The organism is Microbacterium sp. VKM Ac-2923 (assembly GCF_022815605.1).
Classification (GTDB): domain Bacteria; phylum Actinomycetota; class Actinomycetes; order Actinomycetales; family Microbacteriaceae; genus Microbacterium.
Window position 1 is genome coordinate 514,875 of record NZ_JALGRP010000002.1, and the last position, 18,163, is coordinate 533,037.

General features: G+C 67.7%; 20 protein-coding genes, 1 tRNA gene and 1 pseudogene. 13 read left to right on the top strand and 9 right to left on the bottom strand.

All coding sequences use genetic code 11. The annotated features are described in order from the left end of the window. Positions 1 to 145: 145 nt before the first annotated feature. Complete coding sequence (locus MT347_RS05605; protein ID WP_243498889.1) at positions 146 to 307, bottom strand: hypothetical protein; 162 nt, start codon at positions 305 to 307, stop codon at positions 146 to 148. Between the two features lie 292 nt (positions 308 to 599). Then, entirely contained in the window at positions 600 to 1,385 is a 786-nt protein-coding gene (locus MT347_RS05610) for a hypothetical protein (protein ID WP_243498891.1), read from the bottom strand. Positions 1,386 to 1,491: 106 nt separating this feature from the next. Here MT347_RS05610 and MT347_RS05615 point away from each other — a divergent pair, with 106 nt between their 5' ends. From MT347_RS05615 to MT347_RS18540, 10 genes and pseudogenes are all read left to right on the top strand, one after another. Further along, positions 1,492 to 1,803: a hypothetical protein gene (locus MT347_RS05615; protein WP_243498893.1), complete on the top strand. Its 312-nt coding sequence runs from the start codon at positions 1,492 to 1,494 to the stop codon at positions 1,801 to 1,803. Between the two features lies 1 nt (position 1,804). Then, positions 1,805 to 2,080: a hypothetical protein gene (locus tag MT347_RS05620; RefSeq protein WP_243498895.1), complete on the top strand. Its 276-nt coding sequence runs from the start codon at positions 1,805 to 1,807 to the stop codon at positions 2,078 to 2,080. 271 nt (positions 2,081 to 2,351) lie between these two features. Next, positions 2,352 to 2,975, top strand: coding sequence for an MT-A70 family methyltransferase (locus MT347_RS05625; RefSeq protein ID WP_243498897.1), 624 nt, complete (start codon positions 2,352 to 2,354; stop codon positions 2,973 to 2,975). 38 nt (positions 2,976 to 3,013) lie between these two features. Continuing rightward, complete coding sequence (locus MT347_RS05630) at positions 3,014 to 3,208, top strand: hypothetical protein (protein WP_243498899.1); 195 nt, start codon at positions 3,014 to 3,016, stop codon at positions 3,206 to 3,208. Positions 3,209 to 3,233: 25 nt separating this feature from the next. Next, a complete protein-coding gene (locus MT347_RS05635; protein ID WP_243498902.1) occupies positions 3,234 to 3,488 on the top strand; it encodes a hypothetical protein in 255 nt (84 codons plus the stop codon). Beyond that, entirely contained in the window at positions 3,485 to 5,722 is a 2,238-nt protein-coding gene (locus MT347_RS05640) for a type IV secretory system conjugative DNA transfer family protein (protein WP_243498904.1), read from the top strand. The genes MT347_RS05635 and MT347_RS05640 overlap by 4 nt, the downstream gene beginning before the upstream one ends. A gap of 244 nt (positions 5,723 to 5,966) precedes the next feature. Then, positions 5,967 to 6,818, top strand: coding sequence for a replication-relaxation family protein (locus MT347_RS05645; protein WP_243498906.1), 852 nt, complete (start codon positions 5,967 to 5,969; stop codon positions 6,816 to 6,818). After that, on the top strand, positions 6,815 to 7,261 hold the full coding sequence (locus MT347_RS05650) for a hypothetical protein (protein ID WP_243498908.1): 447 nt from the start codon (positions 6,815 to 6,817) through the stop codon (positions 7,259 to 7,261). The genes MT347_RS05645 and MT347_RS05650 overlap by 4 nt, the downstream gene beginning before the upstream one ends. Before the next feature lie 148 nt (positions 7,262 to 7,409). After that, positions 7,410 to 7,793 (top strand): recombinase family protein, encoded by a 384-nt coding sequence (locus MT347_RS05655; protein ID WP_243498910.1) that lies wholly within the window; start codon positions 7,410 to 7,412, stop codon positions 7,791 to 7,793. Positions 7,794 to 8,025: 232 nt separating this feature from the next. After that, positions 8,026 to 9,096, top strand: a pseudogene (locus MT347_RS18540) (recombinase family protein); the annotation flags it as partial. Positions 9,097 to 9,192: 96 nt separating this feature from the next. Here MT347_RS18540 and MT347_RS05665 read toward each other — a convergent pair. The 5 genes from MT347_RS05665 to galU all read right to left on the bottom strand — a co-directional run bounded on the left by MT347_RS05665 (position 9,193) and on the right by galU (position 12,575). Further along, positions 9,193 to 9,609, bottom strand: a complete 417-nt coding sequence (locus MT347_RS05665) for a hypothetical protein (protein WP_243498914.1) — start codon at positions 9,607 to 9,609, stop codon at positions 9,193 to 9,195. Between the two features lie 43 nt (positions 9,610 to 9,652). Beyond that, positions 9,653 to 9,728 (bottom strand) — tRNA-Ala (locus MT347_RS05670). Between the two features lie 144 nt (positions 9,729 to 9,872). Then, positions 9,873 to 10,958, bottom strand: a complete 1,086-nt coding sequence (locus MT347_RS05675; RefSeq protein WP_243498916.1) for a large exoprotein — start codon at positions 10,956 to 10,958, stop codon at positions 9,873 to 9,875. Positions 10,959 to 11,045: 87 nt separating this feature from the next. Further along, entirely contained in the window at positions 11,046 to 11,669 is a 624-nt protein-coding gene (locus tag MT347_RS05680) for a GNAT family N-acetyltransferase (protein WP_243498917.1), read from the bottom strand. A 15-nt stretch (positions 11,670 to 11,684) separates the two neighbouring features. Further along, complete coding sequence (galU, locus tag MT347_RS05685) at positions 11,685 to 12,575, bottom strand: UTP--glucose-1-phosphate uridylyltransferase GalU (protein ID WP_243498919.1); 891 nt, start codon at positions 12,573 to 12,575, stop codon at positions 11,685 to 11,687. Positions 12,576 to 12,637: 62 nt separating this feature from the next. On the opposite strand from galU, the gene MT347_RS05690 reads away from it, so the two are divergent. Genes MT347_RS05690 through mscL form a run of 3 tightly spaced genes read left to right on the top strand, consistent with a single transcriptional unit; the run spans position 12,638 to position 13,987 of the window. Continuing rightward, entirely contained in the window at positions 12,638 to 13,234 is a 597-nt protein-coding gene (locus MT347_RS05690) for a 5-formyltetrahydrofolate cyclo-ligase (RefSeq protein ID WP_243498921.1), read from the top strand. 17 nt (positions 13,235 to 13,251) lie between these two features. Next, positions 13,252 to 13,533, top strand: a complete 282-nt coding sequence (locus MT347_RS05695; RefSeq protein WP_243498923.1) for an FmdB family zinc ribbon protein — start codon at positions 13,252 to 13,254, stop codon at positions 13,531 to 13,533. A 34-nt stretch (positions 13,534 to 13,567) separates the two neighbouring features. Further along, positions 13,568 to 13,987, top strand: coding sequence for a large conductance mechanosensitive channel protein MscL (gene mscL, locus MT347_RS05700; protein WP_243498925.1), 420 nt, complete (start codon positions 13,568 to 13,570; stop codon positions 13,985 to 13,987). Positions 13,988 to 14,046: 59 nt separating this feature from the next. On the opposite strand, the gene MT347_RS05705 is transcribed toward mscL, so the two are convergent. After that, positions 14,047 to 14,442, bottom strand: a complete 396-nt coding sequence (locus MT347_RS05705; RefSeq protein ID WP_243498927.1) for a hypothetical protein — start codon at positions 14,440 to 14,442, stop codon at positions 14,047 to 14,049. A 7-nt stretch (positions 14,443 to 14,449) separates the two neighbouring features. Beyond that, positions 14,450 to 18,154, bottom strand: coding sequence for an AAA family ATPase (locus tag MT347_RS05710; RefSeq protein WP_243498930.1), 3,705 nt, complete (start codon positions 18,152 to 18,154; stop codon positions 14,450 to 14,452). Positions 18,155 to 18,163: the final 9 nt, after the last annotated feature.

Consider the following 18,163-nt stretch of genomic DNA (forward strand, 5'->3'; position numbering starts at 1 on the left):
AGCGATCGCTATCTTTCTCTCCATTCGTTTTTCGAAACAAATCTCGAAGATCCTTCGTGCTGTACGCCGACGTATCCGCAACTCCCAAAATGTCAGTCTCGGGCTCGGGTCCGCCCGCGCCGAGTTGAGCGGGTTCGTCGAGGGATCAGCGAGAGCAACAAGAGACGTGGTGCTTCATGCGTCGCCAATTGCTTCCGCCCAGGCCGTCGAAGAAGCTGCCCAAGCACTCGAGCCAGCCGAGGCTGCCCTTCAGCCCGTAGAGCGGGTTCGCCTTGCCCGTGAGGCCGTCGCCGCTCGGTTGCGACAACTTGTATCTACAAACACGGAAACAAGCTCGACGTTTTCTCTCGATCAGCTCGCTGCCGACGCACGCAGGGAGGGCAAAATATCTCGTGAGATTGAGGCTTCAATTCAAGAATTGGCCTCTCTTGCGAATGTCGTCCGAGTGTCTGGTCCATTAGCGCCAAACCAGCGCGCCGCAGAAGCTTTCTCATCACTGGCTAAAGCGCTCCTGCAGGCCATACCTTCCCCCGACTAGTTCTGCTGCGCAGCGTCTTATTCCTCGCGGCAGCGTCGGCGTGAATCCCATTCGAGTTCGGTCAAATTGGGAAACTCAGGAACGGATCGTCGTAGGGCGTGTCGCCTCCTGGCCACGCGCCCCAGGTGATACTGGCCTCGGTCATGTAGTTTCGCTGCGTCTGCACTTTGGCGACCAGCCGCGGATCAGCGAGTTGCGTTGCGAGCACCCATTGTGGCCAGACGCCCATGCGCCATTCGATGTTGATCTTAAATAGCCAGTCCCGTTCGCGGTCGAGGCGGAAGCTGTCGATGTACTGCTTGGCCTGGACGTAGCCCGTGCGCGGATGCGGTGGCCCGAACTCGAACTCCAGGGTGTCGAGAAGTTCGTCGTGGACCCACACCGCGGGCGGCCGGTATTCGGAATTCGGGTCCATGTTCAGGGTGATGGTGCAGAGCACTCGCTCACCAAACTGATACATCGTCAAGTGCCCCCACGGACGGAAGAACAGCTCTTCGTCTCGGAACAGCGTGGCGAGCTTGTCGGCGCCGCGGTCGCTTCGCCGGAGTGCGGTGCGTTGGTCGACGTGGTGGGTCGCGGCATACGCCTCGAGGCGCTTCTCTAGGGTGGCCCCGTCAAGGCCGACGCCGCAGGTCTCAAGGTATGCCCGGATGTCGCCGTGAGGTTCAGTCGCGTACCGGCTGAGCATCTCGCGGAGAGTGCCGCGCGCCTGTTCAACGCTGCCCATCCCGACGACGCGCACAAGCGCCTCGCAGGTAGCGATCCGGTCCGGAGCGAGCGCGCCTTCTCCTCGGCGCAGCTCGCGGAGCTCTTTTCGTAGCTGCAATCTGAGCGGGTCGTCCTTCATGGCCTCATGGTGTCAGTTTCGTGTCAGTGACAGTCGCCCCATCTAGAACGAGCCTGGATTCAGAACCGGAGGGCGAGCTTCCGGGCATGAAAAGAAGGGCTTCACCATGTTCGAGACGAAGAAGGAGCTGGCGTCGCTGGGGGGTGCATTCACCTCGGCGGGTCTCTCGCAGATGGACGGACGCATGCAGCGTCAGACGGACCGTGAGATGGACCAGGTGCGCTCCCGCGCCGTGGTCGCAGCTACGGTCGAGCAGGGTCGCGGGTTCATTGCGGAGCTGGCGCTGAGCGAGGTGGGCGGCTTGTCGGCGCTGGAGACGCACCTCATTCAGGTGGCTCCGCTCGGGGAGGCGCGCTACAAGCACATCGTCGACGCTTACGCGATGGGCGCCGCCCGCACGATCGCGCGGTTCTCGTGACATGCTCCTCGGGCTGCTGGTGCTGGCGGGCCTGCCGTTGTTGCTGTTCTTCGAGTTCCTCGACAGGGTGCCCGACATGATCGGCTGGATCGGCGACCAGATCGAGCGCCGCCGCGACGCGAAGCGCGCCCGCATCGAGGCCGAGCTGGACCGCACCCAGGCGCAGCTGCGGGCGACCATCCTGCAGCTCGCCGCCGAACTCGGTGCCGACGCGCACGAAGCCCGCAAGGCCATGATCCGCGAGTCCTACCTGCACCGCGGAGAACTCCCCCAGTAGGTGGGCGGGAGGGAAGCTCGGGGCGACGGTGGCAGCCGTCACCGTCGCCCTGGAGTTCTCTTCACAAGAGAGGCCATGTCGCCTGGACGCGGGCGAATTCTTGGATCCGTCTTTACGGAATCCATGTTGGAGCGACCGGACGGTTTACGAATCGCACCGGGTCCGTCATAAGTAAGAGCAGCAGTCCCCGCGGTCCGCCCGAACCCCCTCACCATGAGCGACGTTCGGCGTGCCCGCATTCTTCACTTCGGCTGCCGAAAGGAGGGTTCACATGTCCGAGAACAACGACACCAACACCACCACGGAGGACGCCCCACCTGGTGCGACGGACTGCTTAAACAAGTACGTCACGATCATGAGCGACCCGCCGTGGGGTAACCCGGGGCAGAAGGGAAAGTACGGCGCGATCAATCACTACGACTTGATGTCGATCGACCGCATTCGGAAGATGCCGGTCGGTGACCTTGCCGCCGAGAATGCCCATCTTTACCTCTGGTGCTACCCGGCCGTGCGCCGCATCGCCGAAGAGGTCATGGAGGCATGGGGCTTTCGCTTCGTCGACGAGTTCGTCTGGGGCAAAGATCAGATGGGCCTCGGCCAGTACTTCCGCCATGCGCACGAGACGCTGCTGCTTGGCGTGAAGGGCAAGCTCCCGGTCAACTTCCGTGGGCAGCGATCCTTCGCGATGCTGCCCCGCCAGGCCCACTCCCACAAGCCAGAGGAAGTGCACGTCATGGTGCAGCGCATGAGCCCCGGCCCCTATCTGGAGCTCTTCGCCCGCCGGCCCATGCCCGGCTGGCAGGTCTGGGGCAACGAAGTCGATTCCGACATCGTCATCCCCGGCTACCCGGTACCCAGCGACGCCCGCCATCGCCAGGAGGCGTCCAATGCCTGAGCGCCCACTGCCCATCACTCACCTGGAAGGAAGCTCGCATGTCGTCGTCCGATCGCAGTCCATTGCAAGCCGCCCTCGCGCTGGCGCGGACGGTGCTGCTGATCGCGGCGCTGCTCTACGCCGCGGTGTGGCTGATCTGCCAGATCTGGGTCTGGCTGCTCGTCCTCGCGCTGCTCGCCGGGACGGTCACCGTGCTCGTGTGGTGGCTCCGCGTCCGACGAGACCGCTGGTGACAGCGCGCTGGATCGGAGGTCGCTCATGAGCGCCGCAAGGCGCGGGCGTGGTCGACCGCGCCGCGAGTACCGTATCCGCGTCCGCGCTGAACGCCGGGAGGTACCGGACTACGACAAGCTCGCCCGCGCCCTGCTCGAGCACGCCGCCATGGAACAGGCCAAGAAGATGCCACCCGTCACCGACCGCTCCGTCGACTCCGAGCCGTCGGTCATCGACGAGCCCACGTCGTCGTCGACCGACAACCCCGAGAAGCCCGAGACGGATCGAGGGGGCCAATGACTGAGGCCTGGCGACAGTTGCATTGGCCGCGCCCGTTCGACGCCGCGGCCGCCCTGGGGCTCCTCGAAACGCTCGCTGCCGACGAGTCGCGCGGCCCGGTCGTGTTCGAGGCCCGGAGCGAGGCCGGCACCATCCGGCATCTTCTCGGTGGGCACCGCGTCACCGTCTCGAGCGTCGGCAGCACCTTGCATCGGCTGCTGCCCGGCGTCACCGTCACCAAACTCGGGACCGCGCGTACCTCCGTGGAACGGGCGGGCCGTGTGCGTATCCGTCAGCGTCACATGGGCCTCAGCCTCGACACGTCTGGGGCGGCGCTACGGGCGCTCTACTCAGCGCTGTCGCAGGCGACCGGGAAGGGTGATGTTCTCGTGCTTCAGGTCATCCTGGGTGCGAGCGTTCCGCCGCAGCCGCTGCCGACGTTCACCCCGGACCCGAACCTGACCATCTTCGACCTCGTCACCGCCGGTACTCGCCCCGCCCAGCCAGAGGTGCGAGCTGATCTGCGGGACAAGCTCGCCCAGTACCGCTTCCGCTCGACCATCCGCGTCGGTGTCGCCGCCGCCAGCCCCGTCCGCCGCCGCCTCCTCGTCCACGCCGTACTCGCCGCGCTCCGGCAGTTGCAAACCGGCTCAACCCGCATCGACCTCGTCTCCGAACGACCTGACCTGGTCGATGAGGCGGTGGTCCCGGCGAAGAAGCCGCTGCGCCTGACCGCCGCCGAGGCCCTCCGCCTCGTCGGCTGGCCCACCGGGGACGGCCCGCTGGCTGGGATGCCGCCCATCTACCCGCGCCTTCTCGCCCCACCGACCGGCTACGCACCCAGCACGGAGCGGGCGTTTGCCCGCACCACCGCGCCCGGTCCGAGCCTCCCGGTCGGGATCTCGATCAAGGATGCCGTGCGGCATACCCACATCATGGGGCCGAACGGGGTGGGGAAGTCGACGGTGATGTTGAACCTGATCGCCGCCGACATCGCCGCGGGTAGGAGCGTGGTCGTTATCGACGCTAAACGCGACCTCGCCACCGACACCCTCACCGTCGTCCCCGACCACCGCGCCGGGGACGTCGTCGTGCTCGACCCGATCAGCCCCGACCCCGTCGGATTGAACCCGTTCGCCGGGGCCGGGGACGCGGCGCCCCTCGTCGCCGACAGGTTGCTCGCGGTGTTCCGCAGTCTCTTCCCGTCGGCGTTCGGACCCCGCACCAGCGACGCCGTCCACGCCTCACTGCTGACCCTCGCCGGCATCACTGGCTCCACCCTGGCCGACCTCCCCAAGCTGCTGACCGACGACCCGTTCCGCCGCCGCCACACCGCCCGGCTGACGGACCCGTCGCTAATGGAATTCTGGGCCCAGTACGACGCGCTCAGCGTGGGTGCGCGGGCGAGCATGGTCGGCCCCGTCCTGACCCGGCTGCGGCAGTTCCTGCTGCGCCCCAGCATCCGCGCCGTCCTCGACCAACCCACCCCGCGCTTCGACCTGCGCGACCTGTTCGACAAGCCCCGCATCCTGATTGTCCCGCTCAACCGTGGCCTCCTCGGCCCGGTCGCGGCCGAGCTCGTCGGGTCGCTGCTGGTCTCGCAGCTCTGGCAGCTCACCCTCGCCCGAGCGGGGGTGCCGAAAGACCAGCGCCGCCCGGTATCGATCTATCTCGACGAGGCGCAGATGTTCGTCAAGCAGGAGTCAGACCTGGGCGAGGCGCTGGAGCAGTCGCGGTCGATGAACGTTGCCTGGCACCTCGCGCACCAGCACCGGGCGCAGATGCCCGCGAGCCTGCTCGCCGGCATCGCCGCCAACGCGCGCAACAAGATCCAGTTCCAAGCCGACCCCACCGACGCCGCCGCCGTGACCAAGTACTCGCCCCTCACTCCGGAGGACGTGATGAAGCTCCCGCCGTACCACGTCTACGTCGACCTCGTCGCTGGCGGCGTGCAATCCGGCTGGTTCTCCGCCGCCACCCTGCCACCACCCTCAGCCGTGTCCGACCCGGACTGCGTCCTCGCCGAGAGTCACGCCCGCTACGGAGCACAGCCGCACGACCGCCCTGGCTCGTCACCGATAGCACCGTCCGCCCACCCGACGGAGGGTGACATCGGCATCACCCCACGGGGTGACGAACGGGATGAAAGACGGGGTGATGAAGAGGGTGAGAAGCAGGGTGACGACGAGGGTGACGACAGGAGTGATGAGCACGCCGACGAGCCCATCGGCCGCCGCCCGAGGAGTGCGTCATGACCACCGAACTCGCACCCGATAGAAGAGTTGCGGGGTGTCCGCTCGTGCGTCCGTTCGACCGTCCATTCGCCGGAACTTCGACCCCTGTTTCACCGCGTATTCCTGCGGCTTTCGGCCGGAGTTGGGAGCGGACTACTCCGCCCTTGGCGGAGTTCCTGGCCGCCCGCCAACTCGCCGGGCCCCGAGAGAACGATGCACACCGTGATGACCGTGACAACAACGGAGACCGTGAAGGGGAACGCTCATGACGATGCGCCTTCCCCGCACGGGTGCCGGACCGTCCAAGCTCATCCTGCTGCGGACCGAGTTGTCATCCCGAGACGATGACATCGTCCGCTTTCTCAGTCAGCACAGGTATGCCACCACCACGCAGCTCCGGGACGTGTTCTTCGCCGGGCACGCCACGGACACGGCCGGCACTCGGGCCTGCATCCGCGTCCTGCACCGGCTGCTCCATCACCGGCTCGTCGCCCGTCTCGAACGCCGCGTTGGTGGGACCGCTCGCGGCTCGGCGGCGAGCATCTGGTACCTGGACGCTCCCGGCGAACGCCTTACTCGACCGGAAGGCGCTCGGCGTCGCCGCTTCGCCGCCGCCTCCACCCCGTTCCTGACCCACACCCTCGGCGTCACCGACGTCCACGTCGCCCTCGTGAACCTCGCCCGCATCGGCGCGTTCACGATCGAGCGCGTCACCCTCGAGCCTGACTCCTGGCGACCGTTCCTCACGGCTGCCGGGACGGCCGCCATCCTGAAGCCCGACCTGACCGTCCACCTCGCCACTGCCGACTTCGACGACCACTGGTGCATCGAGGTCGACCTCGGCACCGAAAGCATCCCCGTCCTGCTCACCAAGTGCGCCGCATATGCCGCGTACCGGGCCACCGGCCGCGCCCAGGCGGAGCACGGCGTCTTCCCCCGGGTCCTCTGGCTCGTGCCCACACGGGCCCGCGTAGCCCGCCTCCAGGCGGCCATTCACGTCGACCCACGCCTGGACGACCGGCTCTTCATCTGCACCACGCCCGACCACCTCGCCGCCGTCCTGGACAACCCCGAGAACACCCCGACGTCACCTCACCCCGAAATGAGGACCCCATGAGCCCAGAACTCCCACCACCCGCAGACCGCGACCCGTACCCGCCAAACGGCGACGACCGGTTCGGACCGGAAGCTGCCGAATCTGTCGAACGGTCGCTCGCGCATTTGCAAGACCCCGACGACGCCCTGCGGATCCTGCGCGGTGTGGAAGAGAACGGGGCCGCATTCGCGGCCTACCTGATGCTGAGCGACACCAATCTCGCCGCCGAGAACCTCACGGACACCTTCCACGACAGCTACGTCGACGCCTGGGAGAGCTTCGCCGAGTTCCGCCGCGACGTCCTCGACGGCCTCGGCTGGCTCGACGCCATCAGCCAGGTCATGACCGTGCAGGGGATCCCCGACGACCACCTCGTCTGGAACGACCCGGCGATCGACCAGCGAATCTTTGACACCTACGACACTGTCCGCCTGGACGGCTGGTGGCACGTCTTCTACAAGTAGCTCGCCCCACACACTTCGCCCCGCCGCGGTCCGCGCGGGGCGGCACCGGCTCCACCTCCAGGTGGGGAAACACAACCAAACAGACCGGAGACGCTCCCAGACGGAAGGGGAACGGCTTCGGGTGCTTCAGCCGAAAGGAGGCGCACCAATGCACATCAGATCAATCTACGAAGAGCACTACCTCGGAGAGACCTACCGGACAGGGGTCGCCTACCTGAGGGCCCGCACCGAGAAAGACGACCGGGCACCCCGCCGCGTCGGCGACTACTCGATTACAAGGCAACGAGAGTTCATCGCCAAAGCCGCCAGAGCCGAGCGCGTGATCATCATCGCCGAGTACATCGAGTACGGCGACGAACCGGGCTACCAACCCGCCTTCCTCCAAGCGATGGCCTTCATCACAGAAACCCAGGTCCCCGACCTCTTCGTCGCCAGCGATGAGTACCTGACCTGGCGGTGCCATGAAGTCGACCCGTTCATGGACTACCTCAGAACGAGCCACGTCCAACTCATCACCGCAGTCGCGATCTAGAAGCACACCAACACCGTCACCGTGGGGCCAGACGCGCAGCCAGCCGCCCGGCCCCACGGCCACCCCTGTCAATCCAGCCAAACACGTGCGGGGTGAGTTTTCCCCAGGTCAACGATGCGAAAAGCGCAACAACCCACGTCCTCAAACGTCTCGACATAAGAGGTGAAGAGAGCGTTAATCAGAAGGCTGGGTCCATTCACGAAGACCGGACCCGCCTCAGAAAGGAGTGCCCATGTATGACACCGCTGCCCCGCCCGGGGTTCCTACTGCAACGAAACTCACCGCCGTTTCCTACCTTCGGGTTTCGACAAGTCAACAAGCAGAACGTGACGGCGATCCCGAAGGCTATAGCCTTCCGGCCCAGAGGGAGGCCAATCGGCGTAAGGCCGAGACCCTTGGCGCACAGATCGTGGAGGAATTCGTCGATCGAGGCGAATCCGCACGTTCCGCAGATCGGCCCGATCTGCAGCGGATGCTTCAGTTCATCGCTGAGAACCCAGTCAACTTCGTCATCGTCCACAAGGTTGATCGACTCGCCCGCAGTCGAGCCGACGACGTTGCGATCAACCTCGCCATCCAGCAGGCAAATGCTCGGCTGGTTTCTGTCAGCGAGAACATCGACGAGACGCCGTCTGGGATGCTCCTCCACGGGATCATGAGTTCCATCGCGGAGTTCTACTCGCGCAACCTTGCTAGTGAGGTTGTTAAGGGGATGAGCCAGAAGGCGAAGACTGGCGGGACAACCGGGAAGGCGCCAATTGGCTACAGCAACCGCGCCATCGTCAACGAGGAAGGCCGCGAGGTGCGCACCGTCGTTGTCGACGAGACACGCGCGCCACTCATCCGATGGGCGTTCACCGCCTACGCCTCGGGCGACTTCACAATCACGCAGCTTGTTGCGGAACTGACCGCCCGGGGTCTTACCACTCCCCCAACACCGAAGCGCGCCGCCCACGCGCTCAAGCCCCCGCAGCTCTACAGCATCCTGACTAACCCCTACTACCTCGGAATCGTGAAGTTTAGGGGCATCAGCTACCCGGGCCGCCACACGCCTCTCGTCGACGAGAGCACATGGCAAAAGTGTCAGCAGATGTTCGAATCTCGGTCAACTGGCGAGAAGGCGCGTGTCCACACCCACTATCTGAAGAGTTCAGTGTTCTGCGGGCAGTGCCAGAGTCGGCTGATCATCCATTACTCAACCAACCGGGCCGGTGTGACCTACCCCTACTTTGTCTGCGTCGGTCGGCATCAGAAGCGCACGGACTGCACCATGTCCGCGATCAACATCCACGAGGCCGAGCATCACATCGAGAACCTCTACACGTTGGTCGCGCTGACGCCCGAAATGAGCGCGCGAACGAGGTCACACCTGCGAATGGCCATGGAGGCAGGAGCCCAATCAGCGAAGCGGACACAGAAAGAACTCCTCGGCCAGCAAACGCGGCTCATGGAGCGCAGCAAGAAGCTCCTCGACGGCCACCTCGACGGCACGATCCCGAACGACCTCTACCGGCCGGAACAAGAACGCATTAATCGCGAGATGACCGCGATTGGCGACCGTCTCAACGTATTGCGGACAGAATTCGAAGCGCTTGAGCAGAATCTGGACGACGCAATGGCACTCACCGCAAATTGCTACGACGCCTACGTCCGCGCACCGGACGCTCTGCGACGCACCTTCAACCAAGCCTTCTTCACACGCATTCTCATCACCCGCGACGAGAGTGTCGAGGGAGAGCTCGCGGAACCGTTCGCCACGATCATCACCACCGCAGAAACGAACAGCGGCGCCTCTCCGGAAGGAGAGACGCCGCATACAAAAGGCTTTTACAAGGTCACTTGTTCTAAAGAGACCGATTTGGTGGACCTGAGGGGATTCGAACCCCTGACCTCCTCGATGCGAACGAGGCGCGCTACCAACTGCGCCACAGGCCCGGAAACCTCGTAAACACTATCACGTCACACGCGAGTCACCGGACGCCAGGCGACTTCCGCGACCGACCGCACGCGCCGTATTCCCGAATCCGCATGTGGTGCGGCGGGAGCGCCCGCGCCGCATCGTCGGGGCGGACGTGAGGACTACTGACCCGACGCGCGACGCTCGAGGAGGCGACGCACGTGGTCTTCGATCTCGGTGTCGTCGACGTATCCCATGGCCGAATACGGCGAGGGAGCCGCGGCGGCGGGCCGAACCGACTCGATCGGGGTCGGGGCCTGCTCCGCGGCGATCTCGCGTGCGGCCTCCTCGCGAGCGGCTGCGCGCAGTGCCTCGCGCGCGATCTGCGCCTCCACGACAGCTGCGGCGCGCGAACCGGCCGATGCGACGAGCGGGCGGGGCAGCTCGCGGGGCGTCCACGTCGGACGCGGCGTGGGCGCGAGCGGCACATCCTGCAACTCCGCGGCGACGGCACGGGTCACGGCGACCTCGACGGGACGGGTCGCCCCGCGGGCGGCGACGACGGCGGCCCGTCGGAGGACGGCGAGCGACGCCACGACGGTGACGACTCCCGCGCCGAGCAGCAGCGGCATCCCTCCCCCGATGACCTGCACGAGCCCGGTGGCGATTGACGCGAGCCCGAGGGCGGCGACGGCTCCGACGACCAGGCGGAAGCGACGGCGTGCACGGGCACGTCGCGCCTCAGGACGAGGCGCGACGACCTGGCGCTCCGCGTGAGCGCGCTCGAGAGCGGCGATCTTCTCGGCATGCGTCTTCTCGAGGGCTGCCGCGCGCTCGGCCTGTGCGACCTCCACGGCCGCGGCGCGCTCCGCGCGAGCGATGTCGACGGCGGCGGCGCGTTCGGCGCGCGCCAACTGGACCGCCGCGACACGCTGCTCTTTGACGAGGTCGCGGTCTCGCGCGCTCTCGAGCCGCGCGACCTCGAGACGCGCCTTCGCTGCCGCGAGCTCCGTGCGGGCCTTGTCGGCCTGCACCTGACGGGCGAGCTTCTGCTGCTGATGGGCGGTGCGGGCGGTCAGCTCGAGCTGCACCTCACGCGGGGCCTCGGCCGTCTCGGCGAGCACCCGGAGTGCCTGGTTGAGGCGGACGGCGTTGCGCTCGGCGGAGGTGAAGCGGTGCCGGCTCTGCCACGACGGCAACAGGTAGACCAACCACAACGCGACCGCGACGAAGACGATCACGCCGCCGCTCAGAACCTGCCCACCCATGGGTCAAAGGTAGGTCACCGGGAGATCACAGAGCGGCATCCCTCCGCGTGTCGTCTCGACCATCGGCCCACACTCAGGCAAGAACGTTCAGATGCGGTCGGACGGGGGCACGCGCGCGGCGTCGGGCGGAACCTGACCTCGGTTCCAGCGATCGAGCACACCGTGCGGAACCTCTTCGCGCACGAGGGCGAACGCGTAATGATCGCGCCAGTCGCCGTCGATGTGGATGTACCGCCGGCGGAGCCCCTCGTAGCGGAAGCCGAGTTTCTCGACCACGCGCAGGCTGGCGTGATTCTCGGGACGGATGCAGATCTCGACCCGGTGCAGGTTGAGGGACGTGAAGCAGATGTCCGTCGCCATCGCCACGGCGACCGTGGTGATGCCGCGTCCGGCGTACTCCTCGGCCACCCAGTAGCCGATGGTGGCCGAGGCGAGGGAGCCGCGCGAGACGCCCCACACGTTGAGCTGGCCGGCGACCTCGTCGTCCCACTCCATGACGAAGGGGACGCCGAGGCCGTCACGGTACTGCTGCAGCAGGCGCCGGATGCCCAGGCGCATGTCGAAGGACACCGGGCCGTCCGGACTCGTCGCCTCCCAGCGGCGCAACCACGAGCGATTGTCGATCAGCTGCTGCTGGAGGACGCGCGCGTCGCGATTGCGGATGAGGCGTATCGACACCTCACCGTGCCGCCGGGGGACGGAGAGATCCATGGAAAGCGGGCGGGGTCACAGACCCTGCGCGAATTCCTTGAACCACGGGCGCAGAGCGGGACCCAGGTCGTCGCGGTCGGCCGCGAGCTGCACGATCGCCTTGATGTAGTCGACGCGGTCACCCGTGTCGTACCGACGGCCGCGGAACACCACGCCGTACACGCCGCCGCCGTCGCCGCCGCCGGTCGCGAGTTCTTCGAGAGCATCGGTCAGCTGGATCTCGCCGCCCTTGCCCGGCTCCGTGTGCTCCAGGATGCCGAACACGTCGGGGCCGAGCACGTAGCGACCGATGATCGCCAGGTTGGAGGGGGCCTCTTCGGCCTTGGGCTTCTCGACGAGCTTGGTCACCTTGACCACGCCGTCTTCTCCGGTGGGCTCGACCGCGGCGACACCGTAGAGGTGGATGTGCTCGGGGTCGACCTCCATGAGAGCGATGATGGTGGCGCCGCGCTTGTCGTACTCTTCCATCATCTTGGTGAGCAGCGGGTCGCGCTCGTCGATGAGGTCGTCGCCCAGCAGCACGGCGAACGGGTGGTCGCCGACGTGGCTGCGGGCGCGGAGCACCGCATGGCCGAGTCCGCGCGGCTCGCCCTGACGCACGAGGTGGATGTCGGCGAGGTCGGACGAGTGCTCGACCTTGCGGAGCTTGTCGTCGTCGCCCTTCTCGCGCAGCTTCGCCTCGAGCTCGGGCATGGAGTCGAAGTGGTTGGCGATGTTGTTCTTGTTGCGGCCGATGATGATCAGGACATCATCGATGCCGGCAGCCGTGGCCTCTTCGACGACGTACTGGATCGCGGGCTTGTCGACGACCGGCAGCATCTCTTTGGGCATGGCCTTCGTGGCGGGGAGGAAACGAGTACCGAGACCGGCGGCCGGAATGACGGCCTTGAAGGGCTTATGAGGCATGGGCATACCTTAGCGGGGACCGATGACGCTGCTGTAACACGCGCGTACGTAGACTGGCGGGTATGCCGGATCGCATCGAGCAGGCCAAGCGCGCACTCCGCGCCGACCTGCGCGAACGCCGCCAGACGGTCTCCGCACACGTCCGCGAGACTGCTGAGGCCGGAGTGAAAGCGCAGCTCGACGCTCTCGTCGAACGACTCGGCGCCCGAAGCATCTCGTGCTTCCTGTCGACACCGACCGAGCCGGGCACGCACGCCTTCGTCGCCGGCGCGGTCGCCCGTGGCATCCGGGTCCTGCTACCCATCACGCGCGAAGACGGCCTGCTCGACTGGAGCGTCGCGACGCCCGACGCCGAGATCGCCGAGGGCCTGTTCGGGTTGCCCGAGCCCGTCGGCGACGTGCTCGGACCAATCGCCGTCAACGACGTCGACCTGCTCGTCATCCCCGCCGCCGCCGTCGACCAGCGCGGGATGCGACTGGGCTGGGGCCGCGGCTACTTCGACAAGACCCTCGGCTCGATGGAGAAGTGCCCGCCGGTGTACGCCGTGATCTTCGACTCCGAGCTCGTCGACGACGTGCCGCGCGACGTGCACGACCAGCCGGTCACCGGCGTGGTCACCCCCACGCGCACGGTGTCCATCGTGGACCCCGCCGCCTGAACACCCGAAGGAACGCCATGCCCACCTACTCTTATGCCTGCAAACAGTGCGGTCACCGCTTCGACACCGTGCAGTCCTTCACGGACGCCGCCCTCACCGAGTGCCCCGAGTGCGGCGGCGAGGTGCGCAAGCAGTACGGGTCGATCGGCGTGACGTTCAACGGCTCCGGCTTCTACCGCACCGACTCGCGCGGATCGTCCTCGACCGGCTCGTCGGGCGCAAGCAGTGGCGACTCGTCGTCATCCACGACATCATCGAAGTCGGAAACGAAGGCGTCCGCCCCGTCCTCGGCCTCCTGAGCCCCGGTCGGTGCGGCAGAAGGGGAGCCAGCGCATGATCAAAGGATTCAAAGAGTTCATCCTCCGCGGAAACGTCATCGACCTCGCGGTCGCCGTCGTCATCGGGGCGGCGTTCACGGCGGTGGTCAACGCGATCGTCACGGCGCTCATCAACCCGTTGATCGAGATCTTCTACGTGCCGAACGAGAACGGTGAGTTCGGACCGAGCTTCACCGGCATCTACGGCCAAGAGGTGGTGTTCCCGCTCGGCGGTCTGCTCACCGCCGTCATCAGCTTCCTCGCCGTTGCGGTGGTGGTCTACTTCGTGTTCGTCTACCCGATGAACCACTGGAAGGCCCGGGCCGCTGCACGCGCCGGCGTGGCCGCCGCGGCATCCGACGAGCCCAAACTGCCGACCGAGCAAGAACTGCTCGTGCAGATCCGCGATCTGCTGGAGCGCCAGAACAAGCTCTGATGTCCGGCGGCGCCCGTGGCCGGAGTCTCTCCGGCCCGGGCGCCGTCCGTCGTGGTCGGTCAGTAATGGGGCGGGACGTCGCCGAGCATGCGATCGTCGTTGGGGCCGGACGCCGCGGGCTTCGACCCTCGGCCCCGTTCGCGGTCATCGGCGGGGGCCGGCTCGGCCGTCGTGCCCGGCGCCGGGAGCAACCGGGCGCGCCGAGAACCGCTCACGCGGACGACCGGCTGACGGGGAGGTGAGCTCGCAGCCACCTCGGACGCGGCGGAGGTGCCAGACGCGCCGACGAGCTCAGCCTCCTCCACGGCAGCGAGAGAGCCGGAGGCTTCGACGAGCTCAGCCACCTCGGAGGCGGCGGAGGCCACCTCGGACGCGGCGGAGGTCCCTGAGCCTGTCGAAGGGACCGGGACGACACGTTCGACATCGCCCCCGGTGGCATCCGGAGCATCGGTCATCGCGCGCTCAGCCGGGGAGGTCGAGGGGTTCGGTCGTGGACTCGGGAGCCCCGGCCTCGGGCGTGACGCCGAGCAGCTCGGCGATCCGTGCGGCCACACCCGCGGGGTCGCTGTACAGATCGAACGCGTGCACCCGGACGTAGTGCCAGCCCAAGCGACGCAGGATCTGCGGGCGCAGTCGCAGCGTCTCGCGCAGCGACTCGCCGATGGTCTCGGGGTCGCTCTCGGCCACGACGGCCTTGCCCTTGTACCGCGCCACGAGCGGCAGCAGACCGCGGTAGTCGACGTCGACTTCGACACCGAGACGGCGCAGCTCCCGCGCGAGGGCGCGGGTGAGCGGGTCGGCCAGGTCTTCCAGCCGGCTCTCGCGACCGCGTGAGGCGACGTTGCCGAGGATCCCCATGAGGGTGGCGGCGCCGTGCTCGAGGCGTCCGTCGTCGAATGCGGACGGACGGATCGACGACACGATCACCATCGAGCGGCGGGCACGGGTCATCCCGACCGTGAGCAGACGCTCGCCGTCGGGGGTGGACAGGTCGCCGAAGTCGCTGAGCACGCGGCCGTGACGCGTGAGCCCGAATCCGAGCGAGAACACGACGCGGTCGCGGCTCTCGGCCACCGACTCCTCGAGGGTCAGCACGGCGAAGGGCTCCGCGGCATCCCGCGAGACGAAATCGGCCACGTCGGATCGCCCGGCCAGGGCGGCGACCACGGCCGCGCGCACCCGCTCGGCGTGCCGGCGACTGGCGGTGACGACCATCAACGACTCGGAGGCGCGGTTGACCGCGTGCTCGACGACGAGCGTCACCACGCGCGCGACCTCGGCGTCGGGGCTCTCGACCGCGCCGCTGACGGGGTCGGGGGCGCCGACTCCCCCCTCGACGTAGTCGACGCTCAGGCTGCCACGGCCGAGGTAGGACCCCGCCCACGGCAGCGACACGATCTCGCCGCCGTAGAAGGCGTCGTTGACGAGCTGGGCGAGGTCCTCGCCGCCGGCGCGGTAGCTGCGCGTGAGCGTCTCGACCGGCAGCAGCTCCGCGATCCGCTCGAACACGGAGGTCTCGTCGAACGGGACCTCGTCATCGTCGTCGGGCGATGTCGTGATCGCGGCGCTCACGCGGAACGGCGTCGGCTTCTGCACGACGGGATCGCCGAACAACACCACCTGGCGGGCGCGTCGCAGCGTCGGTGCCGCCTCGGCGAGGCAGAGCGCCGCCGCATCCGCGATCACGACCACGTCGAACGCGAGGTCGGATGGCACGTCGGGCACCTCGTAGGGCGAGGCGAGCCACACCGGCGCGAGCGTGCGCAGCAGCGCGGGCGCGGCATCCGAGATCTCTTGCGCCGTGTGCAGACCGTCTTTCAGCGCACGCTTGAGAGCGGCGGCCTCATCGGGGTGGTCGACGATGCCGATGCGCCACTGCGTCGCCATCTGGGCGGCCAGGAGAGGCCCCGCGGCCGCCGCGTGGGCTTCGTCGACCAGCCGGAAATCACGCTCGAGACGGTCGACGACGCTCGTGTTCGCGCCCAGCAGCGCGCGATCCGTGCGAAGAAGGTGCTCGAGCGCTGACTGCCACCACGCGAACTCCAGCTCGGGGCCCACCCGCTCCTCGGGCACGTGACGCACCGAGAGCTCGACGAGCAGCTGCTCGAGACCGAGGCGGGCCAACTCGGAGCGCAGCTGCGCGCGCTCGACGAGGTTGTCGAAGAATGCGGACTCGGCCGCGAGCCCCGCGAGCGTCCGCACGAGCCGTTGCACCGGCAGGGTCGCCAGTCGCTCGGAACCCTGGCGGCCGAGGATCTGATCGAGCTCGCCGAGCAGGGCATCGGTGCGCTGCCACGCGACGTGGACGTCGGCCAACCCGAGCGGCACCTCGGGGGCGACGCCGGCCTCGACCACGCGCTGCCACTCGGTGCGCTGCTGCTGGATGCGCACGAGCGCCTCGTACATGTCCGGCACGTGCACACCGGGTCGCACGTATTCTTTCGACAGGCGCTTGAGGCGGCGACGGTTCGGCCCGCTCATCGGCGAGGCGTCGCGGCGCGGCGAGTGGGCGTCGATCAGCTCGCCGAGCGGGCGCTCGAAGACGCTGGGGCTGAAGCGGTCGAGCGACTCGCGGATGCCCTGCAGCAGCTTCAGGTAGGCGCCCAGCTCCGACACCGTCTGGAACGGTCGCATCCGCGTCTTCGCGATGAGTTCGTACCCGCGCTCGAGCAGTCGCGGCACCTCGTGGGTGTGGAGCTTGCCCGCCAGGTCGTGCGCGGCGCGCGCGTCTTCGGTGCGCGTGAAGCTGACGCCGTACCAGGGCGAGTCGTCGGGTCCGAAGCGGAACTCGCCCAGACGAGCGGCCATCGCAAGGGCGCGCGCGGCGGCATCCCGTCGACCCGCGAGCTTCTCGAGGGTTGCGAGATCGAACCGAGCCTCGGTCGAGGGGGCGGGAGAAGTGGATGCCAGGGAGGTGAGCGCGCGCAGGACGTCGAGCGCGGATACCCCGAGCGACAGGTGCGGCTCGGTGACCGCGGAGCGGTAGTCGCGCAGCACCGTGCGCAGTCGCACCAGCGCGTCGTCGATCTCGGCGATCTTGGGCTGCTCGGCCTTCTCGTTCCGGCTGATCGCACGGATGAGGTCCCGCCGCACGTGGCCCGGCGAGACGGCGAGACCGGTGAGACCGACCCCGGCGAGACGATGGCGGATGCCGTCGAGCGTCGACCGGCGTGCGCTCACGACCAGCACGCGCTTGTTGTCGCGGACGAGCTGGCCGATCGCGTTGATGACGGTCTGGGTGCCGCCGGTGCCCGGGAGGGTGTGCACCGCGAGCGAGTGACCGGCACCGATGCGGGCGAGAACGCGCTCCTGTTCGGCATCGGCGTCGAGAAGGAGGGTGTCGGCCGCGGGGGTGCGTTCGTCGGGGCTGACGACCACCGGATCGTCGCGGCGCACCGTGACCCGCGCACGATCGTCGTGGTGGCCGGCGAGAGCGTTGAGCAGAGGATCGTCGAGGTAGTGGGTGTCGCGGGCCATTCCGGAGGCGACGTCGGCGAACGACGAGATCACCAGACGGGGGTGCACGACGAAGGTCGGCACGTGCGTCGTCAAACGACGGATGTGGTCGATGACGGGCTGGGGCTTGAAGACGCCCTGGTCGTAGGCGAGCCCGGCGAGGGCGGCGCTGTCGATCTGTATGCCCAGGTGCGTGCGGAAAGCCCGTGCGAGCTCGGAGTTCATCACGAACGTTCCGTGCAGCTTCACCTCGAAATCGCCGTGGTGACGGCGGATGGCGAGCGGGCGCAGCAGCACCGGCGCCGACCACTCCACTCCCCCGATCTTCCAGGCGGAAAGACCCACGGCCAGGTGCACCGGCTCGAGACCTCGAGCGGTGCGCAGCTCGACGTTCTTGGCGGTGATGCGCTCGGCAGCCAGCCGTGCGGTGCGAAGCGCCACCTCGTCGCGGAACAGGTTGGACAGCATGGTCGCTCGGCCCGTGATGAACTGCGGGAGCGAACCGGGATGCGCCTTGGTGATGTCGATGCCCGCGTCGCGTGCATCGTCGAACCGGAGGAGCGTCGATCGGCCCCCCAGAGCGGCGGCCTCGGCGCGGATGCGGTCGCGCTCGGGGTCGGCGACGTGGCGGACCACGATGCCGGGCTCCGACAATCGCAGCTCGCCCGGATCGACGGACGACGCCGTCTCGTCTCCGTCGGTGCCGTTCACGACACCGTC